At 70.0% G+C, this 26129-nt stretch carries 26 protein-coding genes, 1 tRNA gene, 1 pseudogene and 1 riboswitch; of the genes and pseudogenes, 13 read left to right on the top strand and 15 right to left on the bottom strand.

Annotation, left to right across the window (positions count from 1 at the left end):
* Positions 1-18 precede the first annotated feature (18 nt).
* On the bottom strand, positions 19-579 hold the full coding sequence (gene efp / locus G495_RS0112050) for an elongation factor P (protein ID WP_028588014.1): 561 nt from the start codon (positions 577-579) through the stop codon (positions 19-21).
* Between the two features lie 31 nt (positions 580-610).
* Positions 611-1078: a type II 3-dehydroquinate dehydratase gene (locus G495_RS0112045; RefSeq protein WP_028588013.1), complete on the bottom strand. Its 468-nt coding sequence runs from the start codon at positions 1076-1078 to the stop codon at positions 611-613.
* Between the two features lie 167 nt (positions 1079-1245).
* Between G495_RS0112045 and yihA the strand changes: the two genes are divergently transcribed.
* Positions 1246-1869 (top strand): ribosome biogenesis GTP-binding protein YihA/YsxC, encoded by a 624-nt coding sequence (gene yihA / locus G495_RS0112040; RefSeq protein WP_035251991.1) that lies wholly within the window; start codon positions 1246-1248, stop codon positions 1867-1869.
* 157 nt (positions 1870-2026) lie between these two features.
* On the opposite strand, the gene G495_RS18955 is transcribed toward yihA, so the two are convergent.
* From G495_RS18955 to G495_RS0112020, 4 genes are all read right to left on the bottom strand, one after another.
* Positions 2027-3124: an LptF/LptG family permease gene (locus G495_RS18955; RefSeq protein WP_035251989.1), complete on the bottom strand. Its 1098-nt coding sequence runs from the start codon at positions 3122-3124 to the stop codon at positions 2027-2029.
* Positions 3114-4280 carry an LPS export ABC transporter permease LptF gene (lptF, locus tag G495_RS18950; RefSeq protein ID WP_035252016.1) on the bottom strand — a complete coding sequence of 389 codons (1167 nt, stop codon included), beginning with the start codon at positions 4278-4280 and terminating at the stop codon, positions 3114-3116. Before lptF ends, G495_RS18955 begins: the two co-directional genes overlap by 11 nt.
* A gap of 25 nt (positions 4281-4305) precedes the next feature.
* On the bottom strand, positions 4306-4506 hold the full coding sequence (locus G495_RS0112025; RefSeq protein WP_028588023.1) for a hypothetical protein: 201 nt from the start codon (positions 4504-4506) through the stop codon (positions 4306-4308).
* A gap of 110 nt (positions 4507-4616) precedes the next feature.
* Positions 4617-4901 (bottom strand): amphi-Trp domain-containing protein, encoded by a 285-nt coding sequence (locus G495_RS0112020; RefSeq protein ID WP_028588011.1) that lies wholly within the window; start codon positions 4899-4901, stop codon positions 4617-4619.
* 235 nt (positions 4902-5136) lie between these two features.
* Here G495_RS0112020 and G495_RS0112015 point away from each other — a divergent pair, with 235 nt between their 5' ends.
* Positions 5137-5934: an undecaprenyl-diphosphate phosphatase gene (locus G495_RS0112015; protein ID WP_028588010.1), complete on the top strand. Its 798-nt coding sequence runs from the start codon at positions 5137-5139 to the stop codon at positions 5932-5934.
* Positions 5935-6037: 103 nt separating this feature from the next.
* Positions 6038-6114, top strand: a tRNA-Met gene (locus G495_RS0112010).
* Between the two features lie 65 nt (positions 6115-6179).
* Here the strand turns inward: G495_RS0112010 and cobI are convergent.
* The 5 genes from cobI to G495_RS0111985 are packed head-to-tail and all read right to left on the bottom strand — an operon-like array spanning position 6180 to position 10549.
* On the bottom strand, positions 6180-6887 hold the full coding sequence (gene cobI / locus G495_RS0112005; RefSeq protein ID WP_028588009.1) for a precorrin-2 C(20)-methyltransferase: 708 nt from the start codon (positions 6885-6887) through the stop codon (positions 6180-6182).
* Positions 6884-7687, bottom strand: a complete 804-nt coding sequence (locus G495_RS0112000) for an ABC transporter substrate-binding protein (protein WP_245588422.1) — start codon at positions 7685-7687, stop codon at positions 6884-6886. The genes cobI and G495_RS0112000 overlap by 4 nt, the downstream gene beginning before the upstream one ends.
* Positions 7688-7703: 16 nt before the next feature.
* Positions 7704-8561 carry an ABC transporter ATP-binding protein gene (locus G495_RS0111995; RefSeq protein WP_028588007.1) on the bottom strand — a complete coding sequence of 286 codons (858 nt, stop codon included), beginning with the start codon at positions 8559-8561 and terminating at the stop codon, positions 7704-7706.
* Positions 8558-9607 (bottom strand): FecCD family ABC transporter permease, encoded by a 1050-nt coding sequence (locus G495_RS0111990; RefSeq protein ID WP_051445342.1) that lies wholly within the window; start codon positions 9605-9607, stop codon positions 8558-8560. Before G495_RS0111990 ends, G495_RS0111995 begins: the two co-directional genes overlap by 4 nt.
* A 27-nt stretch (positions 9608-9634) precedes the next feature.
* Positions 9635-10549: a sirohydrochlorin cobaltochelatase gene (locus G495_RS0111985; protein ID WP_028588005.1), complete on the bottom strand. Its 915-nt coding sequence runs from the start codon at positions 10547-10549 to the stop codon at positions 9635-9637.
* A gap of 145 nt (positions 10550-10694) precedes the next feature.
* Positions 10695-10916: riboswitch (cobalamin riboswitch) on the bottom strand.
* Positions 10917-11120: 204 nt separating this feature from the next.
* On the opposite strand from G495_RS0111985, the gene ileS reads away from it, so the two are divergent.
* Genes ileS through G495_RS0111950 form a run of 7 tightly spaced genes read left to right on the top strand, consistent with a single transcriptional unit; the run spans position 11121 to position 17448 of the window.
* Positions 11121-13961 carry an isoleucine--tRNA ligase gene (gene ileS / locus G495_RS0111980; protein WP_028588004.1) on the top strand — a complete coding sequence of 947 codons (2841 nt, stop codon included), beginning with the start codon at positions 11121-11123 and terminating at the stop codon, positions 13959-13961.
* Between the two features lie 20 nt (positions 13962-13981).
* The gene (lspA, locus tag G495_RS0111975) at positions 13982-14494 is read left to right on the top strand and encodes a signal peptidase II (RefSeq protein WP_028588003.1); all 513 of its coding nucleotides are present in this window, start codon (positions 13982-13984) and stop codon (positions 14492-14494) included.
* Positions 14491-14709: a PLDc N-terminal domain-containing protein gene (locus tag G495_RS0111970; protein ID WP_051445338.1), complete on the top strand. Its 219-nt coding sequence runs from the start codon at positions 14491-14493 to the stop codon at positions 14707-14709. Before lspA ends, G495_RS0111970 begins: the two co-directional genes overlap by 4 nt.
* Positions 14706-15641 (top strand): tol-pal system protein YbgF, encoded by a 936-nt coding sequence (gene ybgF / locus G495_RS20505; RefSeq protein WP_051445337.1) that lies wholly within the window; start codon positions 14706-14708, stop codon positions 15639-15641. The genes G495_RS0111970 and ybgF overlap by 4 nt, the downstream gene beginning before the upstream one ends.
* A 23-nt stretch (positions 15642-15664) precedes the next feature.
* Entirely contained in the window at positions 15665-16105 is a 441-nt protein-coding gene (locus G495_RS0111960) for an NIL domain-containing protein (protein WP_028588001.1), read from the top strand.
* A gap of 12 nt (positions 16106-16117) precedes the next feature.
* Positions 16118-16642: a hypothetical protein gene (locus tag G495_RS0111955; RefSeq protein ID WP_028588000.1), complete on the top strand. Its 525-nt coding sequence runs from the start codon at positions 16118-16120 to the stop codon at positions 16640-16642.
* 35 nt (positions 16643-16677) lie between these two features.
* Positions 16678-17448: a protein phosphatase CheZ gene (locus G495_RS0111950; RefSeq protein ID WP_028587999.1), complete on the top strand. Its 771-nt coding sequence runs from the start codon at positions 16678-16680 to the stop codon at positions 17446-17448.
* Positions 17449-17532: 84 nt separating this feature from the next.
* Here the strand turns inward: G495_RS0111950 and mgtE are convergent, their stop codons facing one another.
* Positions 17533-18879: a magnesium transporter gene (gene mgtE, locus G495_RS0111945; protein WP_028587998.1), complete on the bottom strand. Its 1347-nt coding sequence runs from the start codon at positions 18877-18879 to the stop codon at positions 17533-17535.
* Positions 18880-19020: 141 nt separating this feature from the next.
* Here mgtE and nadC point away from each other — a divergent pair, with 141 nt between their 5' ends.
* From nadC to nadB, 3 genes are read left to right on the top strand one after another with little or no spacing between them, the layout of a single operon-like run.
* Positions 19021-19905: a carboxylating nicotinate-nucleotide diphosphorylase gene (gene nadC / locus G495_RS22245; RefSeq protein WP_028587997.1), complete on the top strand. Its 885-nt coding sequence runs from the start codon at positions 19021-19023 to the stop codon at positions 19903-19905.
* A complete protein-coding gene (gene nadA / locus G495_RS0111935; RefSeq protein WP_028587996.1) occupies positions 19902-20936 on the top strand; it encodes a quinolinate synthase in 1035 nt (344 codons plus the stop codon). The genes nadC and nadA overlap by 4 nt, the downstream gene beginning before the upstream one ends.
* A 3-nt stretch (positions 20937-20939) precedes the next feature.
* On the top strand, positions 20940-22523 hold the full coding sequence (gene nadB / locus G495_RS0111930) for an L-aspartate oxidase (RefSeq protein ID WP_028587995.1): 1584 nt from the start codon (positions 20940-20942) through the stop codon (positions 22521-22523).
* A gap of 388 nt (positions 22524-22911) precedes the next feature.
* Here the strand turns inward: nadB and secF are convergent, their stop codons facing one another.
* The 3 genes and pseudogenes from secF to yajC form a co-directional block, all read right to left on the bottom strand.
* Positions 22912-24012, bottom strand: coding sequence for a protein translocase subunit SecF (gene secF / locus G495_RS22585; RefSeq protein WP_245588421.1), 1101 nt, complete (start codon positions 24010-24012; stop codon positions 22912-22914).
* 42 nt (positions 24013-24054) lie between these two features.
* Positions 24055-25578: pseudogene (gene secD, locus G495_RS22240) on the bottom strand (protein translocase subunit SecD); the annotation flags it as partial.
* 186 nt (positions 25579-25764) lie between these two features.
* Positions 25765-26118 (bottom strand): preprotein translocase subunit YajC, encoded by a 354-nt coding sequence (gene yajC / locus G495_RS0111920; RefSeq protein WP_028587994.1) that lies wholly within the window; start codon positions 26116-26118, stop codon positions 25765-25767.
* Between the last annotated feature and the right edge of the window lie 11 nt (positions 26119-26129).

Raw genomic sequence — 26129 nt, 5'->3', positions numbered from 1 at the left:
GAAGGGCGCCCGGGGGCGCTATTTATCGCGGCTGATGTAGCTGGCGGTGCGCGTATCGACCTTGATGCGCTCGCCCTGCTCCACGAACAGCGGCACCTGGACCACCACCCCCGAGGAGAGCTTGGCGGGCTTGGTGGCGCCGCTCACGGTGTCGCCCTTGACCCCGGGCTCGCACTCGGTGATCTCCATGACCACCGAGGCCGGGATGTCGATGTCCAGGGGCGCGCCGTTGTACAGCAGCACCTTGACCTCGGAGCTTTCCACCAGGAAGCCGCCCTTGGCCCCGCACACCGAGGCCGGGATTTCGGTCTGCTCGTAGCTGGTCATGTCCATGAACACGAAGTCGTCGCCGGCCTGATAGAGATATTGCATGGTCCGGGTTTCCAGGTCGGGCTTGTTGACCTTCTCCCCCGAGCGCATGGTGTTGTCGATAACCCGGCCGTTGAGCAGGTTGCGCAGCCGGGTGCGCATGACGGCGCCGCCCTTGCCGGGCTTGTGGTGCTGGTGTTCGATGATTTCATACGGCACGCCGTCGATCTCGATCTTCATGCCGTTCTTGAACTCGCTGGTGGCGATCATTGCCATGGACTATCCTCCGGACGCTTTGTGTCTACTTGGTTGGGGTTGATTTGAGATGGCGCACCAGGGCGGCCACGCCCAGGGCGTAGGAATCGATGCCGAACCCGGCGATGACGCCGACCACGCAGCGGGCCATGTGGCTGTGGTGCCGCACGGCCTCGGGCCGCGCCCAGACGTTGGAGAGGTGAACCTCCACGGCGGGCACGCCGATCCAGGCCAGGCAGTCGGCCAGGGCCAGGCTGGTGTGGGTGTAGGCGCCCGCGTTGAGTACCACGCCGTGGATGCCCTCGGCCCGCGCCCGCTCCAGGCGGTCGATGAGCTGGCCTTCGCCGTTGTGCTGGTCGAAGTGTAGCGCCACCTCGTCGGCGGCGGGGCCCAGCAGCGTACGCACCAGCCCGGGCACGGCGTCCATGCCCTGGTGGCCGTAGATTTCGGGCTGGCGCTGGCCCAGGTGGCCCAGGTTCGGGCCGTTGAGCACCAGGATGTCGTATCTGGCCATGTGGTCCATCCGGGGGGGGTTGGGCGGGCGGGCCGCCGGGTTGCACCCCTGTGTATATGTTTCGCGGGCGGTTGGCAAACACGGCGATGGTGTGCATACTGCCCCGCACGGCGCCGCCGCACCGGCGCGCCGCACCGAAGCCCGGAGCCCCCGTGACCCGACCGACCATGGAACTGGAACGTACCGTCTACCTGCTCAACCAGCTCGAGCCCATGCCCGCGCCGCAGATCGCCCTGGCCGGGCGCTCCAACGTGGGCAAATCCTCGCTGGTCAACGCCCTGGCCGGGCGGCGCAAGCTGGCCAAGATCAGCTCGACCCCCGGCAAGACCCAGAGCCTGAACTTCTACAAGGTCGCCCCCTGGGGCTTCTATCTGGTGGACCTGCCCGGCTACGGCTACGCGCGGGTGAGCAAGACCGAGCGCGCCAAGTGGGGCAAGCTCATCGACGCCTACATCCAGGGCAACCCCTGGCTGCGCGCCGTGGCCGTGCTGCTCGACGCCCGCCACCCCCCGCAGAAAAACGACATGGAGCTCATCGGCTACATCCAGGGCAAGGGCGTGGCCGTGCTGCCCGTGCTGACCAAGGCCGACAAGACCCGCCAGCGCGACCGCGAGGCCGTGCGCAAGCAGTGGGCCCTGCTGCTGGACAGCGAAAAGCCCCTGGCCACCTCCAGCGAGACGGGCCTGGGCATCGAGGCCTTGTGGGGCGCGTTGCGCGAGGTCGCCCTGGGGCCGCAGGTGGACGGCGAAGACGCGCCAGCGGCCCCTGCTCCGGAGCCGAACGCCTCCTGACCCGGCTGACCGCCGAAAAAATCCTTGCACGCAGGTTGAGCAGCGCCCGTCACAGGCATGGCGCAAGGCCGTTTACGCGTGGCGCACCGGTGGCGGTGCCCCAGAGCCTGAACGGCCTTGCGGCGCGCGGTGGGAGGCTGTTTTCCGGCGCCCCGGGCTACGCCGCCGCCCCGGGCCGGTGCGGCCAGACCGTCCAGGCCAGGCGCCCGCCCGCCAGGGCGTAGAAGATGACGTTGCCCAGCCACGCGCCCAGCCAGGGCGGCAGCATGCCCTTCTGGCCCAGGGTCACGCCGATCATGAACACCGCGTAGTAGGCGAAGGTGACCACCAGCGACAGGGCCACGTTGAGGTAGACGTTCTCGAACAGCGTGACCATGGCCAGGGCGATGAGGCCCATGGCCAGCACGCTGAAGGCGTAGGCCCATTTCATGTGCCATGTGGTCAGCAGGCGCTCGACGTTGGAGCCCGCCGCGTCCAGCTCGCCGATGACCCGCGCCAGCGTCCACATGGGCAGCCGCGAGGGGTCCACCCCCGGCGCGACGTGCAGGAAGGTCGCCGGATTCTGCTGGAACGGCAGGGCCAGCTCGTCCATGGCCGTCACGCTGAAATCGCCGGGGTGCAGCTCGCGCACGTCGTACAGCCGCCAGTCGCCCGGGGCGGCGTCGGCGCGCTTGGCGGTAAGGATGCGCGTCACGGCCTGACGGTCGCCGGTCATCTCGAAGACCGTCACCCCCTGGGCCTCGCCGCGCGCGGGCCACAGGCGGTCCAGTTCCACGATGCTGTCGCCGTCCTTGAACCAGACCCCGGACAGGACTTTTTTCTCCGCCAGGTTGCCGCGCACCTGCTCGGACCAGATGCGCGCGGCCTCGCGCTCGCCGTAGACGCCCACGAACTGCGAGAACAGCAGCTGCCCCAGGCACCAGACCAGCGAATACAGGACCACGAACACGGTCAGCGACGCCAGGGACACGCCCCCCGAACGCAGGGCCAGCAGCTCGCGGCTGCGGGCCATGAGACACAGCTGCACCACCACCGAAACCAGGAATACGGCGGGCATGATCTGCGAGACGATGAGCGGAATCTTGACCGCGAAATAGCGCAGCGCCACCCCCAGGCCCAGCCCGGCCTCCATGAAGTCGTCCAGGCGGTCGAACAGGTCGCTCATCAGGTACAGCGCGGTGCCGACCACCAGGGTGGAGAGCAGGTAGAACAGGTTCTGGCGCAGCAGGTAGCGGTGCAGGACCTTAGGACGCATGGCCGTCCTCCCCCGCCGCCCGGCCCCCCCAGGCGCGCAGGTGGGCCAGGCGCCCGGCGATGTCCAGCCCGCGCTCGCGCGCGGCCTGCACCAGCCCCGTGAGCCCGGCGGCCAGGAACAGCACGTTGGGCAGCCACAGCCCGACCACCGGCGGCAGCACGCCCGTTTCGCCCAGGGACAGCCCCAGGGACAACAGCGTGTAATAGAACAGGAAGAACCCCAGGGCCAGCAGCAGCCCCCACTGACGGTTCAGCCCGCCGAAGCTGGCGGCCATGGGCAGGGCGAACAGCCCGAGCACGACGCACGCGGCGGGCAGAGCCAGGCGTTTGTGGATCTCCACCTCGACCTTGCGCAGGGTCGTGCCGCTTTCGTCCTGGATGGTATCGGGGGTGGCGCGCAGTTCGTGCAGCCGTTTCCAGCTCATCTCCTTGGGCCGCACGGCGCCCAGGTCGTAGCCTGACAGCAGCCGCGACAGATCCATGCGCACCACGTAGGAGTCGAAGCCGACCACGGAAAGCCCCGCCGTCTCCTGGCGGTAGATCCTGCCGTTTTGCAGGCGAAAGACGATCTCGCCCTTGTCCGTGTCGGTGTGCACGTTGCCGGTGGGGGCCAGGATGGTGGCGGTGATGTTCTCGCGGGTGCGGTCCTGCACGAAGACGGTGTGCAGCTCGCCCCGCACGGGGTCGGCCTGCTGGGCGTAGACCGTCAGGCCCGGGAAATCGCGGTTGAACACTCCGCCCTGGAGCACGAGCTGGGTCCTGGTGCGCGCCAGGTCGAGCACCGTGGCCCGGAAGTTCTCCATGCCCCACGACAGGCCCCAGAAGGACACCGCGCAGGCTCCCGCCATGCACAGCGCGCAGAACACCAGCGGCGCGGGCAGCATCTGGTACAGGCTGACCCCCGAGGCCCGCAGGGCCACGGACTCCAGGTCCGTACCCATGCGCAGGAAGGTCAGGAACACGGCCAGCATGCAGGCGATGGGGATGAGCAGCAGCAGGAAGAACGGCGACAGGTAGGCGAACATGCAGACCATGTCCCACAGCGCCAGGTCCTGGGACAACAGCAGTTCGCGCAGCTGGAGCATGCGGCCGATGAGCAGCAGCGTAAGCAGCGACCCCGCGCACAGGGCGAAGACGCTGGCCAGCTCGACGAAAATCTGCCTATGCAGCAGGCGGGGCAGGCTACGCAGGGCCGTCCTCCGGGGCGGGACGCTGGCGGAAGAACCGCACCAGGGCCTCCTGGTCCAGGGGGCCGAGGTTGAAGCGCACGGCGGCCTCGTCGATGATCCGCGCAGTCGGGGCGGCGTCCTGGCCGCCGGACTGCTCGCAGATCCACGCGACGGCGCGGCGCAGCAGTTCGCCCTCGGGCATGATGGTGGGCATGGAGGCCTCCTTGGTTCCGGCACGCGGCCTGCGCCCCGGGGGTGAGCGCCCATCTCTACACCAAGGCCCCGGCAGTGGCAACCGCCGGGGCCCTGCGGGCGGCAGTCGCGTCAGCCCAGCTCCAGGCCGCCGCCCTCCCCGGCCTGTTCGTCGCCGTCGAACCACTTGAGTTCCACTTCCAGGCTGTGCTGCACGCCGCGGGCGCCCTTGTCCTCGTCCTCCACCTGCACTTCGAGGGTCAGCCACGCGGGCGGTTGCAGGCGGATTTCCTGCGTGCCCTGGCGCAGGACGATCCCGTCCCCGTCCAGCCGGTCGGCCAGCTGGCGCAGGAAGGCGGCGGCCTCCTGGCGGCTCTTGCGTTCCTGGGTCTTGAACAGTCGCGTTTCCCGGCCCATGGCGTCCTCCGTGTCTGTGGCGGGTCGATGGCCCTGCGATGGCCCCACGCGGGGCTCCCCGGGCGCAGGGTCCGCTTGCGGCCAGGAAAGCACAGCGGGCCGGAGGATGTCCAGGCAAACAGGACCGGCGCCCGGCGCGTTCCCCTTGCCCCGGCGGTGCAAACCGCGCATACTGCGCCGGTTCCGCCGCCCGGCCCGGGCGGCCCAACCCGCAACCAAGGACCGCACGCCGCCCATGGAATCCCTGTTCACCGCGCTCATCCTGGGCCTCGTCGAGGGGCTCACCGAATTCCTGCCCGTGTCCTCCACCGGGCACCTGATCCTGGCCGGGCACCTGCTGGGCTTCACCGGCGAAAAGGCCGCGACCTTCGAGGTGGTCATCCAGCTCGGGGCGATCCTGGCCGTGGTGGTGCTGTATTTCGACCGCTTCACGGGGCTTTTGCGTACCGACCCCGCCCGGGCCTTTTCCGGCCCCCGGGGGCTGTGGATGCTGTTCCTGACCAGCCTGCCCGCCAGCGTGGCCGGGCTGCTGCTGCACGGGGCCATCAAGGAGCACCTCTTCGGCCCGCAGACCGTGGCCTGGGCCCTGGCCGGGGGCGCGCTGGCCATCCTGGCCGTGGAGGCCCTGCCCCGGCGCGAGCGCGTGACCCGGCTGGACCAGCTGACCCCGGCCCTGGCCCTGGGCATCGGCATGTTCCAGTGCCTGGCGCTGTGGCCGGGCTTCTCGCGCTCGGCGGCAACCATCATGGGCGGCATGCTGCTGGGCGCGCGGCGCGGCGTGGCCGCCGAGTATTCCTTCATCGCCGCCGTGCCGATCATGGTCGCCGCCACGGGCTACGACATGCTCAAGAACCACGGCCTGTTCACCCTGGCCGACCTGCCCTTCCTGACCGTGGGCTTCGTGGTCTCGTTCCTGTCGGCCTGGGCGGCGGTGCGCCTGTTCATCGGCCTGCTGGCGCGCATGACCCTGCGGCCCTTCGCGGTCTACCGGCTGGCATTGGCGGCCATGGTGCTGGTATTGCTGGTGGATTGACCCCGGCCCGGCCCGCTCCGGCCCCGGAAAAAAGTGCTCCCGGCCCCTTGCAATTTGCGCCCGAAGCCCTTATAAGCCTGTCTCCCCGACGCGGGAACCACGTGGCGAGGTAGCTCAGTCGGTTAGAGCATGCGGCTCATATCCGCAGTGTCGGAGGTTCAAGTCCTCTCCTCGCTACCACAGAAATTCCAAAGGCCCCGCCTTCCGGCGGGGCCTTTTTCGTTATTGGGCGCGGGTCTGCTGCGCTATGCCTTGCGCGCCAGCACCAGCGAGAAGTACCCCGGCGCGTCCGCCCCGGGGTCCGGGGTGGGGGTGATGGTCTGGGCGTCGTGGCCGCAGTTGCTGACCAGTACGGCGCGCTCACGCAGGCCCAGCTCGTCCAGGGTCCGGGTCAGGTCCGCGTACTGCTTGTAGGCCTTGAGGACCACGAAGCTGTCCGCCGCCTGGGCGGCCTCGCGCAGGCGCTGGCCGCCTCTGGCGCCCGAGACCACGGCCAGGGTCTCCTCGCCCTCGGCGATGACCACCCCCGCCGCAGCAGCCGCCGCGTGGTAGGATGTGATACCGGGCACGACCTGCGCGGGCACTTCGGGGTCCATGGCCCGCAGGGTGCGCAGCAGATAGCCGAAGGTGCTGTACGTCAGCGGGTCGCCCAGGGTCAGGAAGGCCACGGACAGCCCGGCGCGCAGGTCGGCCAGCACCCGCGCGGCGTTGTCGGCCCAGGCGGCGTCCAGGGCGCCCTGGTCGCGGGTCATGGGAAAGGCCAGGGGCGTGACCTGCGTGCCCGGGCGCAGGTGCGGGCGCACGATGCCGTAGGACACCGAATGCGCGTTGCCGCTGGAGCGCGCCGCGTACACGCGGTCCACCGTGCCCAGCACGCGCACGGCCTTGAGGGTCAGCAGTTCGGGGTCGCCAGGGCCGGTGCCCACGCCGTACAAGATGCCGTAACCGTTCATTGCAGCTGACATTCCTTCATGCGTTCGGGATACAGAAACCGCGCCAGGGCCTCCACGGCCAGCACCGAGCGCGGCCCGGGGCGCGAAAACAACCGTTCGTCCACTTCCAGCACCCGCCCCTGGCCCACGGCGCGCAGCCGGGCCAGCAGGGGCCGCTGGCCCACGGGCAGCGGGGCCTCGTTCATCGGCCCGCGCTGGACCACATACACATCCGGGTCCAGTCCGTAGAGGGCCTCCTCGCCCAGGTGCACCAGCCGCTTGGCCTCGGTCACGGCGTTGACCCCGCCCGCGTGGCGGATCACGTCGTCCACGATGCCCCCGGCCCCCGCCGCCAGCAGGGCCTGGGCGCGGACCTCGAAGAATACCCTGGGCCGGGGTTCGGCCCCGTCCAGGCAGCGGGCAACGCCCTCCAGCCGCGCGCGCATCCGCGCAATGAGCGCCCCGGCGGCCCCGGGCTCGCCCGTGAGCGCGCCCACGGCCTCGATGGCCGCGAACAGCTCCGCGAAGCTCCCGGGGTTGAACTCGGCCACGGGAATCCCGTGGCGCCGCAGGGCTTCCACGGGCTCCGAGGCCCCGGCCCGCGCGCTCATCTGCACCACCAGGTCCGGCCCAAGGCCAAGGACCATCTCCAGGTTGGGCCGCATGTGCGTGCCGATGCTGGGCAGGGCCGCCACTGCGGGCAGGTCCGCGTCGGCCACGGTGCGGGCCACGATGCGCCCGCCAAGGCCCATTTCCACAAGGATCTCGTTGAACGCGCCGTACAGGGCCACGATGCGCCGCGCCGGGGCCTGCAGGCGCACCGTGTTGCCCAGGCCGTCAACGACCGTGATCTCCGCCCGGGCCGGGGCCGCCGCCAGCAGCGCCGCCAGGGCCAGCCCCAGGGCCAGCCCCGGGAACGAAATGGGCCTGGGGCGCGCCGGTGAGCGGGTGGGCCCCCACGCGGATGTCCGTGCCGTAGATGTCCGAAAGCGTCCGTTCATGGAATACGTCCTTCACCGGGCCTGCGGCGGCCACGCGCCCGTCCTTGAGAAACACCAGCGCGTCGCAGTACAGCGCCGCGAGATTCAAATCGTGCATGGCGCACAGCACCGCCCGGCCCTGCCCGGCCAGCGCCCGCAGCAGGTCGAACAGCCGGATGGCCGCGGCCAGGTCCAGGCTGGCCGAGGGCTCGTCCAGCAGCATGGCCGGGGCCTGCTGGGCCAGGGCCCGGGCCAGCAGCACCCGTTGCAGCTCCCCGCCGGACACCGCGTCCGCCGGGCGGTCCCACAGGTGCTCCACCCCCGTGGCGCGCATGGCCTCGCGGGCGATGCGGCGGTCGGCCTCGCCGGGTTCGGCCAGGGCCGAGGTGTGGGCGAAGCGGCCCATGAGCACCAGGGTCGAGCAGCGCAGGGCAAAGGCCATGTCCAGCCGCTGGGGCACGCAGGCCACAAGCTGCGCGCGGCGCCGCGCGGGCAGGGCGTGCATGTCCGCCCGGGCGGCTTCGTCCGCCCCCGCCACGGCCACCCGCCCGCCCGACAAGGGCAGCACCCCGGCCAGGGCCAGCACCAGGGTGGTCTTGCCGCTGCCGTTGGGGCCCAGCAGCCCGGTGACGCCGCCACAGGGCACGTCCAGGGATACGCCGTGGAGCACCTCCACCCGGCCATAGCCGCAGCACACGGCCTCGGCGCGGATCACAGCCCGCCCCCGCGCGCCCGGCGCCGCAGCACCAGGCAGAAAAACGGCCCGCCGAGCAGCGCCGTGACCACGCCCACGGGCAGCTCCTGCCCGTGGGGCAGCACCATGCGCGCCGCCACGTCGGACCACAGCAGGAGCAGCCCCCCGGCCAGGGCCGAGACCACGGCCAGCGGCCGGTGCTCCGCGCCCAGGGCCAGGCGCACCAGATGCGGCGCCACCAGCCCCACGAAGCCCACCACCCCGGACACGGACACCGCCGCCCCCGTGAGCAGGCTGGCCGCCAGCAGCAGCGCCAGCCGCGCACGGTCGGCGTCCAGGCCCAGAGCCCGGGCCTGGGCGTCGCCCAGGGAGAGCAGGTCGAGCTGGCGGGCCCAGGCCACGACCAGTAACCCGCCCGTCAGGAAATACGGCAGGGCGAAGCCCACATGGGCCCAGCCGCGCCCCTGCAGCGAGCCCATGACCCAGAACACGATGCTGGCCACGGACTCCTCGTCCAGGGCCTTGAGCAGCGAGATGAGCGCGCCCAGGAACGTGGCCACCACGATGCCCGCCAGGACGACGGTTTCGCGGCGCAGCCGCCCGCCCACGCGGCCCAGGGCGATGACCGCGCCCAGGGCCGCGAAGGCCCCGGCCATGGCCGCCACGGGCAACAGCCCCACCCCGGCCCACACGGGCAGCGCCGCCAGCCCGAAAAACAGCGCCAGGGAGGCCCCGAAGGCCGCCCCGGTGGACACGCCGATGGTGAACGGGTCGGCCAGCGGGTTGTGCAGGATGCCCTGGAACACCGTGCCCGCCATGGCCAGGGCCGCCCCGGTCAGCCAGGCCAGGCAGGCCCGCGAGAGGCGGATGTCCACCACCACCACGCCGTGGGCCGGGTCCAGGCCCTGGCCCACGGGCAGGCCCAGGGCCGCGCCCAGATGGGCCAGCGCCTCGCCCGCCGGGATGGGCAGCGGCCCGCACAGGCAGGCCGCCGCCAGCGAGGCGGCGGACGCAGCCCCGAGCAGCGCCGCCAGCGGCCCCAGCCGCCAGCGCCCGCCCGGGGCCATGTCCGCCGTCCCGCCCTCGCGCATCCTCTACTCCTCGTCCAGCTCGGCCACGGCCTGGCGCAGGTGGTTCAGCCACAGCGCGCGGAAGGGCGCGAACTCGGCCAACCCCTGGAGCACGGGCCGCGCGGCGATGCCCTGGGCCGCCAGCACGGATTTCCAGGAGTCCTGCTCGTCGCCGGCCATGTCGTTGCGCGCGTGGTCGCCGGCAACGGACATCAGCGGCACCAGCAGCGCCCTGGTGGCGCCCTTTTCCTTGAGCCGGGCCACGACCCACTCCAGGCCCGGGGTGCCTTCCACGGTGCCCACCAGGGCCAGGGGGTCGCGCTGGTCCAGGTACCATTGCAGGCCCGGGTAGTAGATGTTGGCCGGGTGGTGCGTGCCGTGGCCCATGAACACCAGGGCCTCGCCCTTGGCGCGCTGCGGGCCGAAGGTCGCCAGCAGCGCGTCGGCCACGGCGGCCATGTCCTCGTCGCTGCTCATCAGCGGCTGGCCGATGGTCAGCTTTTTGAACCCTTCGCCGCCAAAGCCCCGGACCACGCGCACAAGCTTCTCGTGGAACTCTTCGCCGGGGATGGCGTGCAGCGACTGCACGGCCACGCGGGTCACGCCCGCGTCGAGCATCCTGGCCAGGGCCACGGGCACCGAATCGGTCTGCTGACCCTCGGCAGCCAGTTTTTCGCGGATGATGTTGGACGTGAAGGCCCAGTGGACGGCCATGTCCGGGAAGGCCTCGCGCGCGGCGGCGTCCATGTCGTCGAAGGCCTTGCGCGCCTCGGGCACCGAGGTGCCGAAGGCCACGAGCAGGATGGCGGGTTTGTCCCGGGCCGGGGTGGCGTGCCCGGCAAAGGCGGACACGGCGCCGAAAAGCGCCACGGTCAGGGTCGTGACAAGGGCCAGCAGCAGCCCGGGCAGGCCCGGACGGCGGCAAAGGACAGATCGCATGGAGACCTCCTTGCGATATGCCAGGTGGGCGGCCTGATGCGGGTGGAAGGACGGGGCCCGGAACCCCGGCAACGCGCCGGACCGGGGGCGAGCCAGGATGCACGGGGCATCGACCCGGCGGACGAATGCCCTCGTCGTCCGGCGGCAGGCGCGCGGGCATCCGGCAGGTCTTCTGGCTCTTCCGGTCCGTGCCCTCCCCTTCCCGCCCCGTGGCGCGTCGCGCGCGGCGGGGGCAGTGGCTCATCGAGGGCCGAAGCTTCCTTGCGCCGTGCGCAAGGCCGGAATCACAGCGGCGGGGCCGCCCCGGAGTTCCACCGGGTTCCCTTTTCACGCCCGGGCGGGCGAACCAGGATGCAAGGTGCCCTTCTAGCGCAAACGGCACCCGGTGTCACCATGCGTTACGATTTCTGACAACACACTGAAATAGCAGTTTAATCCAGCCAATCCTCCCTGTGCCCGGGTCCGGCGCCCCGGCAGGTCTTTCCTTGACTTTCCATCCGACTTGATTACGGTTGTCTCCCGCTTGAACCCCGGCCCGTCATACTACTTATAGACATAGGGACCCTGCCGCATGAGCGACTACAAGAAGACCCTGCACCTGCCGTCCACCACGTTTCCCATGAAGGCCAACCTGACCAGCAACGAGCCGCAGATGCTCAAGTTCTGGGAGGAAATCGACGCCTACGGCACCATGGTCGCCGCCAACCAGGGCCGGGAGCGCTACGTGCTGCACGACGGGCCGCCCTACGCCAACGGGCACATCCACCTGGGCACCGCGCTGAACAAGACCATCAAGGATATCATCGTCAAGCACCGCAACATGAGCGGCATGAAGGCCGAATACGTGCCCGGCTGGGACTGCCACGGCCTGCCCATCGAGCACAAGGTGGCCCAGGAGCTGCGCGAGAAGGGCAAGACCGACCTGCCCGCCGTCACCGTGCGCAAGATCTGCCGCGACTACGCCCGCAAGTGGATCGACGTGCAGCGCGCGGAGTTCAAGCGCCTGGGCGTGCTGGGCACCTGGGCCGAGCCCTACCTGACCATGAACCCGGTCTACGAGGCGGCCACCGCCCGCGAGCTGGGCAATTTCATGGGCCAGGGCTCGGTGGTGCGCAGCAAGAAACCCATCTACTGGTGCAACGACTGCAAGACCGCCCTGGCCGAGGCCGAGGTGGAATACCACGACCACACCTCGCCGTCCGTCTCCGTGCGCTTCCCTCTGCCCGACGCCAGGCTGGCCGAGGTCGCCCCGGGGGTGGACCCCGCGCGGGCTTTCGTGGTCATCTGGACCACCACGCCCTGGACCCTGCCGGCCAACATGGCCGTGGCCCTGCACCCCGAGTTCGACTACGTGGCCGTGCGCGCGGGCGATGAATTCTACGTGCTGGCCGAGGCCCTTGTGGCCGACTGCGCCGCGCGCTTCGGCTGGGACGCCCCCGAGGTCGTGGCCCGCTTCAAGGGCCAGGCCCTGGAGGGCGCCGTGGCGCGCCACCCGTTCTACGACCGCGAGTCGCGCGTGGTGCTGGCCAACTACGTGACCCTGGACGCGGGCACCGGCTGCGTGCACACCGCCCCCGGCCATGGCCGCGAGGACTACGACACCGGCCTGCGCTACGGGCTGGAAATCCTGAGCCCCCTGGACGACACCGGGCGCTTTTTGCCCAGCGTGGAACTCTTCGCCGGGCTGCGCGTGGACGAGGCCAACCCCAAAATCATCGACGTGCTCAAGGAGCGCGGCCACCTGCTGGCCCTGGAGAAGATCCGCCACTCCTACCCGCACTGCTGGCGCTGCAAGCAGCCGGTGATCTACCGCGCCACCACCCAGTGGTTCATCTCCATGGAGCGCAACGGGCTGCGCGCCCGGGCCCTGGAGGCCATCAAGAACGAAGTGCGCTGGATTCCCGCCTGGGGCCGCGAGCGCATCCACAGCATGATCGAAACCCGCCCGGACTGGTGCATCTCGCGCCAACGCACCTGGGGCGTGCCCATCGTGGCCCTGCTGTGCAAGGACTGCGACGAGGCCTGGTTCGACAAGGACTGGGTCATGGACATCGTCGCGCGTTTCGAGGCCCACGAGCGCGGCTGCGACTACTGGTTCGAGGCGCCCGTCGCGGACGTGGTGCCCGCCGGGCTGACCTGCCCCAAGTGCGGCGGCGCCCACTGGGAGAAAGAGGACGACATCCTCGACGTGTGGTTCGACTCGGGCACGAGCTTCGCCGCCGTGGCCGAGAAGCGCCCGGAGCTGACCTTCCCCACCGACATGTACCTGGAAGGCTCGGACCAGCACCGCGGCTGGTTCCACAGCTCGCTGCTGGCCAGCGTGGGCACGCGCGGCCGCGCGCCCTACCGCGCGGTGCTGACCCACGGCTACGTTGTGGACGGCGAGGGCAAGAAGATGTCCAAGTCCGTGGGCAACGTGGTGGCGCCCCAGGAGGTCGTGGACAAGTACGGCGCGGATATCCTGCGCATGTGGGTGGCCTCGGAGAACTACCAGGACGACGTGCGCTACTCCGACGCCATCATGGCCCGGCTGGTGGACGCCTACCGGCGCATCCGCAACACCCTGCGCTACCTGCTGGGCAACCTGGGCGACTTCGACCCCGCGCGCCACGCCGTGGCCCCCGAGGCCATGCTGCCCCTGGACCGCTACGCCCTGACCCTGGTGGCCCGCGTCCATGCCCGCGTGCAGCGTGCCTATACCGAATTCGAGTTCCACCGCGCCTTCCACGCCCTGCACACCATGTGCGGCACCGACCTGTCGGCCTTCTACCTGGATATCGTCAAGGACCGGCTCTACGTCAGCGCCGCCGACTCCCTGGAGCGCCGCAGCGCCCAGACCGCCCTGTGGCAGATCACCCTGACCCTGCTCACCGACGTGGCGCCCATCCTGAGCTTCACCGCCGAGGAGGCCTTCCAGCACCTGCCCGAGCCCATCCACCCCGGCGTGAAGACCATCTTCGCCCTGCGCTTCGCCATGGACGAGGCCTACCTGCTGGACGAGGCCCAGCGCCAGCGCTGGGAGACCGTGGCCGCCGTGCGCGCCGAGATCACCAAGGCCATCGAGCCCGTGCGCAAGGCCGGGACCGTGGGCCACAGCCTGGACACCTGCGTCACCCTCCACGCCCGCGAGGAGCTGCTGGATGACCTGCGCGCCCCGGGCGTGGACCTGGCGGAAATCTGCATCATCTCCCAGGCCGTGCTCGCGCCCCTGGACACCGCCCCCGCCGACGCCTGGACCAGCCAGGAGGTGGACGGCCTGCGCATCGCCGTGGCCCCGGCCCCGGGCGCCAAATGCGAACGCTGCTGGAAATACAGCCAGGAGCTGGGCGCCGCGCCCGGACACCCCGGCCTGTGCCCGCGCTGCACGGGCGTCATGGCCCAGGACGGCGCCCCGGAGGGCGGGCAGGGCTGAGGCCCGCGCCCGGAGCGGACATGCGCAAATTCGCCCTGCCCCTGACCCTGGCCGCCGTGGTCCTGGTCCTGGACGTGATCACCAAGGCCGTGGTCGAGCGCAGCATGGAGCTGTACTCGCGCATCGAGATCGTGCCCGGGTTCTTCAACCTCGTGCACGTGCTCAACAAGGGCGCGGCCTTCGGCATCCTGTCCGACGAGAGCATCGGCTGGCAGCGGGCGTTCTTCATCGCCGCCGCCCTGCTGGCCGTGGGCGTCATCCTCTACCTGATCCATACCGGCCACGCCGAGGACCGCTTCGGGGCCTGGGGCCTGGGGCTGGTGCTGGGCGGGGCCCTGGGCAACCTCGTGGATCGGGTGCGCATCGGCTACGTCGTCGATTTCCTGGATTTCCACGTCGGCGGCTGGCACTGGCCCGCCTTCAACGTGGCCGACATCGGCATCACCTGCGGTGTGGGCCTGCTCATCGTCTCGTTCTACATCATCGAACGCCGCGCAAAGCGCCCGGCCTCCGCCGGGCGGGAGGACGCATGATCCCCGCCACCGTGGCCCCCTGGTTCCTGGCCGTGCTGGGGGTCGCCTTCATTTGCCTTTTCATCTCGTTCTGGGCTATCTGGCATGCGTACTGGCGCACGTTTCCCACTGGCCAGGAGAAGGCGCTGTGGCTGGTCGCCGTGGTCTTCCTGCCCTTCGCGGGCGCCCTGGCCTATCTGTTCATCGGTCGCAATCGAGGGAGGTTGCCGCAATGAAAAAAGTCATTTTCTGTATATGCCTGTGCCTGGCCGTTTCCGGCTGCGTGAACCCCGACGACGTGCGCACCCTGGACGGACGCGTCAACGAGCAGTCCCGGCGCATCGACGCCCTGGACCAGAAGGTCGAGCAGGCCACCTCGCAGACGTCGGTCCAGGCCGATTCCTGGTCCCAGATGCAGTCCATGCGCCAGGAGCTGGCCGAGGCCAGGGGCGAGATCGAGATGCTCAAGCGCGACATGGACACCCTGCGCCAGTCGAGCCAGTCCGACATGCTCGCCGAGGACGTTCAGGACATGAAAATCGCCCTGCAACGCATGAACTCGCAGCTGGCCACGGACATCGACCTGGCCGCCATCCGCGCCGAGCGCCAGGCCGCGCCTGCCGCCGCCCCGGCGGACACGGCCCTCGCCACCCCGGCCCCGGGCCAGGAGCCCGCCACCCCCGGCGGCATCCCGATGATCGTGCCCGTGGAGCCCGGCCAGACCGGCGACCCCGACCTGACCCGGCCCGCACCTGCGCCCGCCGCCCCTGCGGCGGCCCAGAGCGCGGACACCGACGCCGCCTCCACCCTCTACAAGAGCGCCCGGGCGGCCTTCGAGGCCAAGGACTACAAGCAGGGCGTGGCCCTGTGGGAAGAGTTCGTGACCGCCTTCCCCAAGCATGACCTGGTGTCCAACGCCCTGTTCTGGCAGGGGGAATGCTACTTCCAGCTCAAGGACTACGCCCGCGCGGTGCTCAAGTACCAGTCGGTCATCGACAACTACCCCAAGAGCTCCAAGTATCCCACCGCGCTGCTCAAGCAGGGCGTGAGCTTCATGCGTCTGGACAAGGCCAAGATGGGCCGCCTGCGTTTCGAGGAAGTCGTGCAGAAGTTCCCCCAGACCGCCGAAGGCAAGCGCGCCGCCGCCCTGCTCAAGGAACAGAACTAACTGGCCCAGCCGGAGACCAAGGCATGAAGGATTCCAACAAGGGCACCAGCAAGATCGTCTCGCTCAAGTTCCCGCCCGAACGCAGCGGGCGCCCCGTGGTCTGCAACCTGGCCCGGCTGTTCGACCTGACCTTCAACATCCTGCAGGCCAGCATCGGGCCCCGGGCCGAGGGCCATATGACCCTGGAGCTCTCGGGCAGCGAGGACAGCTTCCGCAAGGGCATCGAATACCTGAAGGACCAGGGCATCAAGATCGAACCCACCGCGCAGAAGATCTCGCGCGACGAGGACTCCTGCGTCCACTGCGGGCTGTGCACCGCCCTGTGCCCCACCCAGGCCCTGCACCTGGACCCCGAATCCCGCCAGGTGCTCTTCGACCCCGAGGCCTGCACCGCCTGCGGCATGTGCACGCGCATCTGCCCGGTCCGGGCCATGAGCGTGCAGCTCGACGACAACGGCAACTGACGGGACAGGACCATGGACCAGGGAACCTACGCCAGGGTCGCCACGCGCATGCGGGCCTTCGTGCGCCCGGCGCTCAGCCCGGACACCCTGCCCATGCCCCTGGACAACCCCGCCCTGGACGCGGCCCCGGCGGCCGAAACCCTGGACGGCGCCAACCTCTCCGGCCCCCTGGCGGATTTCCTGCTGGCCATGAGCGCCAAGCTGGACACCGTGGTCAGCCTGCTGTCCCAAAAGCGCCTGGAGGACGATTTCCAGGACGCCGTGGAGGTGCTGGAGATCGGCGCCCAGGGGCTGGAATTCGTGGCCCGGCGGCCCTTCGCCGCGGGCGACGTGCTGGAGTTCGCCCTGGTGCTCAACCAGTATCCCCTGCGGCTGGCCGCCGCCGTGGGCCGCGTGGAGGCGGTGGCCGCCTCCGCCGCCGGACCGAGGCACACCGTGGCCTTCACGCGCATCCGCGAGGCCGACTTCGAGGCCGTGGTCCATTTCGTCATCAACGAAGAGCGCCAGCAGATCCGCGAGACCCGCTGGCCGCGCTAGACTCCGCCCGGGGCGCCCCCGGGAAAGGACCGCCGATGCCCACCACCCCGCCCGCCGAACAGTTGGACAAGCTTGTCGCCCAGGTCACCCAGAGCGTGGTCGAGGGGCTCGACACCGTGCTGGCCGAGGTCATCCAGAAGGAAGTCTCGCAGGTGCTGGCCCGCTCTCTGTCGCGGGCGCTCAAGGAGGGCGAATTCTTCCGCAAGGTCAACGAGGACATGCGCGAAGGGCTGGAGAAGATCTACGGCGAGATCCGCGAGGCGCGCAAGGAGGCCGGGCAGCGCCCCCGGGGCGAAAGCGAGACCGGCGAGCTCATCAGCGAGGCCTCGGACCAGCTCGACGCCATCCTGCGCTCCACCGAGGACGCCACCGTGCGCATCATGGACATCGTGGAGCAGCACCAGGAGATGGTGGCGGCCTCGGGCGAGCTGCTGGCGGCCTTTCGCACCGGCGGCGCCCGCAAGGACGCCGTGGAGGAGCTGATCCGCCTGAACGACGCCCACCAGGCGCACCTGCTGGAAATCATGACCGCCCTGTCCTTCCAGGACCTGACCGGCCAGCGCATCAAGAAGATCATCCAGGCCCTGAAGCGCATCGAGGAGATCGTCTTCAGCGTCTACGTCAGCACGGGGCTCAAGGTCCGCCGCCACGAGCAGGCCCCCGAGCGCGACGCCGTGGAGATCGACCAGGAAGCCGAAAAGACCGTGCAGGCGCTCAAGGGCGGCACGTCGGAGCTCAAGGGCCCCCAGGAGACGTCCAACCAGTCCGACGTGGACGACCTGCTCAAGCAGCTGGGCCTGGAATAGCCCGGGCGCCCCGGTTGCCGCAAACGAAGGGCCGCTCCGCGTTCATCGCGGGGCGGCCCTTCGCTTGCCGGTGCACCGGCCCGGTCACAGCAGCAGCACGTTGGCCAGCCCGAGGAAGAGGAAAAAGCCCGTGGAGTCCGTGATGGTGGTCAGGAAGATGGACGAGGCCTGGGCCGGATCGCGCCCCAGCTCGCGCAGCACCACGGGGATCATGGCCCCGGCCACGTTGCCCACCACCATGTCCAGCCCCAGGGCCAGGGCCATGACCGCAGCCAGGTCGCCATGGTGGGTCAGCACGAAGACCCCGCACAGCACCAGGATGCCGACCATCAGCCCGTTGAGCAGGCCGATCTTGGACTCGCGCAGGACCGCCGTCCAGGCGCGCTTGCGGTCCCAGGTTTCCATGGCCAGCTGGCGGATCATCACCGCCAGGGACTGCTGGCCCGAGTTGCCCGCCTGGTTGGCCACGATGGGCATCAGCGCGGCCAGAATGGCCATCTGGGCGATGGTGCCCTCGAACTGGTGCACCACCCAGGCCGCCACGGCGGAGTTGGCCACGTTGATGACCAGCCACGGCAGGCGCAGCGTCACCGAGCGCAGCCAGGGCGTGTCCACGGTCTCGTTCTGGCCCGCGCCGACCATGCCGAGCATGTCCTCGCTGGCCTCTTCGTGGATGATGTCGATGACGTCGTCGTGGGTGACCACGCCCAGCAGGCGCCCGTCGGCGTCCACCACGGGCAGGGCCAGGAAGTTGTAGTGCGAGATGAGGTGGGCCACCTCTTCTTTGTCGGTGTCGTGGGTGGCGGTGATGAGCTGCTGGTTTTCCAGCATCTCGCGCAGGGGCTTGCCCGGGCGGGCCAGCATCAGGTTGCGCAGCGACACCACGCCCACCAGGTGCTCCTGGTCGTCCACCACATAGGCGTAGTACGGGATTTCCGACTCCTCCGCCGCGCGGCGGATGAGGGCGATGGCCTGGTCCACGGTCAGGTTCTGCTCCAGGACCGTGACCTCGGTGTTCATGACTCCGCCCGCCGTGTCGGAGTCGAAATTCAGGAGCGTTTCGATCTCCTGGGCCTCGTCGGACTCCACGCGCTGGAGCAGGGCCTGCTGGTGGGCGGCGTCCAGGTCCTCGAGCACGTCGGCGGCGTCGTCGGGCGACATTTCCTCGAGGATATCCGCCGCCAGGTCCGGGCTCAGGGCGCGCATGAGCACGGCCCGGTCGTGCTTCTCCATCTCGGCGACGAAATCCGCCGCGTCGGAGGTGTCCAGGCTTTGCAGCACGCTCATCTGCTCCGCCAGGGGCAGGTCTTCGAGCAGGTCGGCGCCGTCGGCGGGGTGGGCGTTCTCGAAACCCACGGCCACGGCCTCGGCCTCGGCGGGGGCCGCTGGCGTCAGCTCCGGGCTGGCGGGGATTTCGTGCTTCTCGTTCATGGCGTCCATCAGGTATACCAATCGCCTGCGTTCGTCAAAGCACCCGGCGGCTTGACGCCGGGCACCGATTGCCGTAACCCCGCGCAAGGTTCCCGCGTTCCCCTCCGGGAGCCCTGCCCCGTCCCACGCAGGAAGCCTATCATGAACGCCTCGACCTTCCATGAATTTTTCCAGGGCCCGGCCCTGGAGCATCTGCTGCGCGCCGTGCGCGCCGCCCTGGACGAGGACGGCCCGGACCTGACCAGCCTGGCCGTGTTCGCCCCCGAAGCCCCGGCCCGGGCCGAGATCGTGGCCAAGCAAGACGCCGTGGCCGCCGGGCTGCCCATCGGCCCGCTGGTGCTCGACGCCGTGGAGCCCGGCGCGGGCGCGGGCATGCGCCTGCTGGCCGAAGACGGCCAGGCCGTGCGCCCCGGGCAGGTGGTGGCCGAGCTGCACGGCCCGGCGCGCACGCTCTTGCGCGCCGAACGGGTCATCCTCAACTTCCTGACCCACCTCTCGGGCATCGCCACCCTGACCCGCAGCTATGTGGACGCCCTGCGCGGCTCGCGCACCACCCTGCTGGATACGCGCAAGACCCTGCCCGGCCTGCGCCACGCCCAGAAGTACGCGGTGTTGATGGGCGGCGGGAAAAACCATAGACTGTCCCTTTCCGACATGCTGATGCTCAAGGACAACCACATCGACCAGGCCGGAGGCATCGCGCCCGCCGTGGCCCGGTTGCGCGCCGCCTACGCCCCCTGCCCGCCCATCGAGGTGGAATGCCGCACCCTGGCCGAGGTCCGCGAGGCCGCGAGCCTTGGCGTGGCGCGCATCATGCTCGACAACATGGCCCCCGGGGCCCTGGCCGAAGCCCTGGCCCTGGTGCCCGAGGGCATCGAAACCGAGGTCAGCGGCGGCGTGTCCCTGGCCACCCTGGCGGCCATCGCCCAGGCCGGGCCGGACTTCGTGTCCGTGGGCCGGCTGACGCATTCGGCCCCGGCGGCGGACTTCAGCATGCGCATCCATCTGCCCGGGAGGCCGCAGTGAACACGTCCCACGCCCAGACCATCGAAGCCATCCGCCGCCAGCGCGGCTCCGCCCTGGTCATCATGGGCCACCACTACCAGGGCGGGCTGGTCATCCAGCACACCGACCTGCGCGGCGACTCCCTGGAACTGGCCCGCCAGGTGCGCGGGCTGTGCGCCGCGCGGCATATCGTCTTCTGCGGGGTGAGCTTCATGGCCGAGACCGCCGCCATGCTCGCCGCCCCGGGGCAGACGGTGGTGCAGCCCGCGCCCGAGGCCGGCTGCGTCATGTCCGACATGGCCCCCGCGCCGCTGGTGGACGCCGTGCTGCGCCGCCTGACCGCCGATGGCCGCCGGGTCATCCCCCTGGCCTACGTGAACACCGACGCGGCGGTGAAGGCCGTGGTCGCCCGCCACGGCGGCAGCGTCTGCACCTCGGCCAACGCCCAGGTCATGCTGCGCTGGGCCCTGGACCAGGGCGACGGGGTGCTCTTTTTGCCCGACAAGAACCTGGGCCACAACACCGCCGACGCCCTGGGCCTGGCCCCGCGCGAGCGCGCGCTCGTCGATGTTTCGGCCCACGGCGCCGCCCTGGACCCGGCGGCCCTGCGCGCCACGCCCCTGCTGCTGTGGCCGGGCATGTGCGTGGTCCACAAGCGCTTCAGGGCCGCGCAGGTCGAGGCCGTGCGCCAGCGCGACCCCGACGCGCTGGTGGTGGTCCACCCCGAGTGCGAGCCGGAGGTGGTGTCCCGGGCCGACGCTGCCGGGTCCACCTCGTTCATCATCCGCTATGTGGAGCAGGCCCCCCAGGGCGCGGCCATCTACGTGGGCACCGAGCTGAACCTCGTGGAGCGCCTGGCCCGGGATTTCGAGGGCCGCAAGCTCGTGCGCCCGCTCTTCCCCAGCCGCTGCCAGAACATGGCCAAGACCACCGAGGAGGTCCTTGCGGCCACCCTGGAGGACCTGGACGACATCGAACCCGTGACTGTGCCCTGCGACGTGGCCCGCGACGCCGTTGTGGCCATCGAGCGCATGCTCGACATTTGCAGGTAGACCATGCACGCCGACCGCTTCAAGACCCAGGTGCTGATCATCGGCACGGGCATCGCCGGATGCACCGCCGCCCTGGCCCTGGCCGACGCCGGGCTGGAAGTCACGCTCATCACCTCCGACTTCGCGCCCGACCAGGGCAACACCGCCCTGGCCCAGGGCGGCATCGTCTTCGAGGCCGGGCCCGGCGACGCCGCCGACCTGGAACGCGACATGCTCACCGCCGGATGGCGGGCCAACCTGCCGCGCGCCGTGCGCCACCTGGCGCGCAAGGGCCCCGGCGCCGTGCAGGAGCTGCTCATCGACCGCCTGGGCGTGGACTTCGCCCGGCGCGACGACGGCTCCTGGGACCTCATCCGCGAGGGCGGCCACGGCAAGCCGCGCATCCTGCACTGCGCCGACTTCACGGGCCGGGCCATCATGGACTGCCTGCTGGACGCCGTGCATGCCGCGCCCGGCGTGCGCGTGCTCACCGGGCGCACGGCGGTGGACCTGCTCACCAGCCACCACCACTCCACGCGCCTGGAGTTCAAGCACCAGCTCACCAACCAGTGCTGCGGGGCCTATGTGTTCAACCGCGAGGTGGGCCGCGTGGAAACCCTGCTGGCCGACTGCACCGTGCTGGCCACGGGCGGTATCGGCCAGGTCTACCTGCACACCACCAACACCGCGTCGAGCATCGGCTCGGGCATGGTCATGGCCGAGCGGGCCAAGGCCAAGATCGTCAACGCCGAGTACGTGCAGTTCCACCCCACGGCGCTGTACCACCGCGCGCCGCGCAAGTTCCTGGTCTCCGAGGCCGTGCGCGGGGCGGGGGCCCGGCTGGTCAACGCCAAGGGCGAGGCCTTCATGGCCCGCTACGACTCCCGGGCCGACCTGGCCCCGCGCGACATCGTGACCCGGGCCATCCAGGAGGAGATGCTGCACTCCGGCGAGGACTGCGTGTACCTCGACGCGGCCAACCACGTCAGCCGCGACCTGCAACGCAGCTTCCCGACCATCTACGCCAAATGCCGCGAGATCGGCGTGGACATGACCAGCGAGCCCATCCCCGTGGTCCCGGCGGCGCACTACTTCTGCGGCGGCGTGCTCACCGACGAGCGCGGGCGCACGACCATCTCGCGGCTCTATGCCGCCGGAGAATGCGCCTGCACCGGCATCCACGGCGCCAACCGTCTGGCCAGCACCTCGCTGCTGGAGGGGCTGGTCTGGGGTCAGGCCGTGGGCCGCGACATCGCCCGCCACCTGCGCGGGCGCACCGCCCTGCCCCGCCGCCTGGCCGAGGCCATGCCCGACTGGGTCAACCCCGGCGACGTGCAGAACGAGGACCCCGCCCTCATCGCCCAGGACTGGGCGACCATCCGCCACACCATGTGGAACTACGTGGGCATCACCCGCACCAGCCAGCGCCTGGCCCGGGCCTTCGACGACCTGCGCAGCCTGCAGCGCCATTTGCAGGATTTCTACAAATCCACGCCCATCTCCCAGTCGCTCATCGACCTCTTCCACGGCTGCCACGCAGCCTTCATCGTCACCGAGGCCGCCCGCGCCAACCCCGAGACCCGGGGCTGCCACTACCGCGCCAAATGACCCGCCCGGCCCCCGGGCCGGGCGTGCACAAGGAAACCCCCGGTCCGCTTGCACGGGCCGGGGGCTCTTCGTTCAGGAACCCTTCCGCGTGGGTTCCCGCCTCTTGGGGGGTCTGCATGAGAGGAGGTGTCCGACGAAGGGGCGTCCTGCCAAGGCGCTTTCGTCTTCTGCCTGCCCCTATTACAAGGGGCGTGCCAAGGCGATGAGTTTCATGATTCCAGCATGTTGACGTATCGAACCTGCCCAGGGTGCCCTGGATGTGCAAACCTCGGCGCTCCGATCTTGCACATGAAGTGCAACAAAAGGCACAAGGCTTTGCACAAAAAACATCCCCCGGCCCGCAGACGCGGACCGGGGGATGGTCGTTTCACGGCCTCTTGGCCTGGGGTCAGGCCTTCTGGGCGGCGGGCAGGTCGTCGTCCTCTTCCTCGGGCTCCTCGTGGGTGGCGCCGGGGCCAAAGCCCAGCAGGATCGGGCTGGCCACGAAGATGGAGGAATAGGTGCCCACGCCGATGCCCACGAGCAGCGCCAGGGCGAAGTCGTGGATCACCGCGCCGCCGAAGATGAACAACGCGGCCACCACGAGCAGGGTCGTGCCCGAGGTCAGCAGCGTGCGCGACAGGGTCTGGTTGATGGAGGTGTTGATGACCTCCTTGAAGTCCTTGCGCTTGCGCCCGCGCAGGTTCTCGCGGATGCGGTCGAAGACGATGATCGTGTCGTTGAGCGAGTAGCCGATGATGGTCAGCAGCGCGGCGATGATGGTCAGGTCGAACTCCTTGCCCAGCAGGGAGAACACACCCACCGTGACCAGCACGTCGTGGATCAGGGCCACCACGGCGCCCAGGGCGTAGTTGAGCCGCAGGCGCCAGCACAGGGCCAGGGTGATGGCCAGGGCAGCCACGATGAGCAGGCTCATGGGCACGTCGATCAGGTCGAGCAGGTAGACGCCCGTGGCCAGCCCGGCGGCCATGATGCCCGCCACCAGCCAGCGCGCCTCGAAGCGGCCCGAGATGTAGATGGCGATGAGCAAAACGGCGTAGAACATGGCCTCCAGGGCGCTTTCGCGCAGATCCGCGCCCACCTTGGGGCCGACCATCTCCTGGCGCTGGATCTCGTAGGTGCTGCCGGGCATCCCCGAGGCCATGGCGGCCTGCACACGGTCGCGCACGGTGTCGGTGCCCAGGCCCTGCTGGTCGGAGAGGCGCACCAGGTACTCGTGGTCGCCCTCCATGCCCATGCGCTGCACTGCCACGCCGCTCAACCCTTCGGCTTCCAGGGCGCGGGTGAAGGCTGCGGTGTCCACGCCGCCGTCCACGCGCATCTGCACGGTGACGCCGCCCGCGAAGTCGATGCCGTACTTGGGGCCGCCGTGGGCCACCAGCGAGCCGACGCCCACCAGGATGGCCAGGATCGAGACCACGAAGGCCTTGCGCCGGTTGCCGATGAAGTTGAAGGCCGTGTCAGGCCTGATGAACGACAGGCCGGACACGGGCTTCTTCACCCCGGGCAGCAGGTCGAACAGCACGCGCGAGACGAAGATGGCCGTGAACATGGAGGCGATGATGCCCAGGGTCAGGGTCACGGCAAAGCCGCGCACCGGCCCGGTGCCGAACTGGTAGAGGATGATGGCCGCGATGATGGTGGTCACGTTGGCGTCGAGGATGGTCAGGGTGGCCCGGGCGTAGCCCTCGGCCACGGCTGCGGTGGTCGTGAGCCCCCGGCGCAGTTCCTCGCGGATGCGTTCGAAGATGATGACGTTGGCGTCCACGGCCATGCCGATGGTCAGGATGATGCCCGCGATGCCCGGCAGGGTCAGGGTGGCGCCGAAAGCCGCCAGCCCGGCCATGATGAGCACGATGTTCAGCAGCAGCACGACGTTGGCGATGATACCGCCGAAGCCGTAGTACAGGGCCATGAAGCCCAGGATCACGGCGAAGCCGATGACCGTGGAGGTGATGCCCTTCTCGATGGACTCCTGGCCCAGGGAGGGGCCCACGCTGCGCTCTTCGAGCACGTCCACCGGGGCGGGCAGCGCGCCCGAGCGCAGCACCACGGCCAGGTCGGTGGCCTCCTCGGTGGTGAAGGAGCCGGAAATGGATGCCTGGCCGCCGGTGATCTTCTGCTTGATGACCGGGGCGGAGTGGACCTGGCCGTCGAGGACGATGGCCAGGTTCTTGCCCACGTTGTCGCCCGTCAGGCGCGAGAACTTGCGCCCGCCCGAGGCGTTGAGCGACAGGGACACGTAGGCCTGGCCGAACTGGTCGTACTGCACCTGGGCGTTGGAGATGGCCTCGCCGGACAGCAGCGCCTCGCGGTGCAGGACGATGGGCCGCTCGGTGAAGCTGCCGTCGGGGTTCTGGTGGCGCAGCACGGACACGTCGCGCCCGGCGCGGCGGGCGTCCTCGGGCTTGGTCTCGTTGTCCACGAGCTTGAATTCGAGGTGCGCGGTGCGCCCGATGATGTCGATGGCCCGCTGGGGGTCGTCCAGCCCGGGCAGCTGCACCTGGATGCGGTTGCCCTCCTGGCGGCGGATGTCGGGCTCGGCCACGCCGAACTGGTCGATGCGGTTGCGGATGGTCTTCACGGCCTGATCCATGGTCAGCCGCTCGACTTCCTTGCGGTATTCGGGGCGCATGGCCAGGATGTAGCGCAGGCCGTCGCCCTGGGGCAGGCGCTCGGCCACGGTGTAGACCGAACCGTAGAAATCCTGGATCAGGGTGTCGAAGTCGGCCTGCTGCTCGGCCTTGGTCAGCACGATGCCCAGCCTGCCGTCGGGGGTCACGGCGGCGTTGTACACGGCGATGCGCTTGTCGCGGGCCAGGCTCTTCAGGTCTTCCCCGGCCTGGGCCAGGGCGTACTGGGCGGCCTTGTCCACGTCCACACCCAGGGTCAGGTGCACGCCGCCGCGCAGGTCGAGCCCGAGGACGATCTGCTTTTCGGGCAGCAGGGCGCGCAGGGCGGAGTCCTGCGGCAGGTAGGACGGCAGGGCCCAGGCCAGGCCCAGAATGCCCACCACAAGGGCGATGGCGATGCGGTAACGCAAGGTCCCTTTCATGTGTTCTCCTCGAAAACGGGATGCGGTGACGCCGTGCACGGGGCGCAAACCGCCCCGCCTGCCCCGAAAGGCAGCAGTTTGATACGCCGTATCAAAAGCGAAGGCAAGCCGACCCCGGCGGGGCCGTGCGGGGCCCGTGAGGGGATGCTTGCCTTGCAGGGCGCCGCGCCGCGCGCGCCGTCCCGGCTACTTCTTGTTGCCCTTTCCGGCGTCCTTGGGGGCCCTGTCGGCCATGTTGGACACGAAATTGCGGTTGATCTCGACCACCATGTCGTTGCCGATGTCCACGCGCAGCACGTCGCCGTCCACTTCGACGATGCGGCCGTAGATGCCGCCGCCGGTCAGGACCTTGTCGCCTTTCTTCAGGGCCGAGAGCATCTCGCGGTGCTGCTTCTGCTTCTTCTGCTGCGGGCGGATGAGCAGGAAGTAGAAGATGACGAACATCAGGATCAGCGGCATCAGGGCGCCCAGGGCGCCTCCGGCGCCGCCATCGCCACCAGCCGGGGGGGCCATGGCATAAGCGACTTCGGGAAAGAACATCGTTCCTCCAG

The organism is Desulfocurvus vexinensis DSM 17965, from assembly GCF_000519125.1.
GTDB classification, from domain to species: domain Bacteria; phylum Desulfobacterota; class Desulfovibrionia; order Desulfovibrionales; family Desulfovibrionaceae; genus Desulfocurvus; species Desulfocurvus vexinensis.
This window is presented reverse-complemented; position numbering and strand designations above follow the sequence as displayed.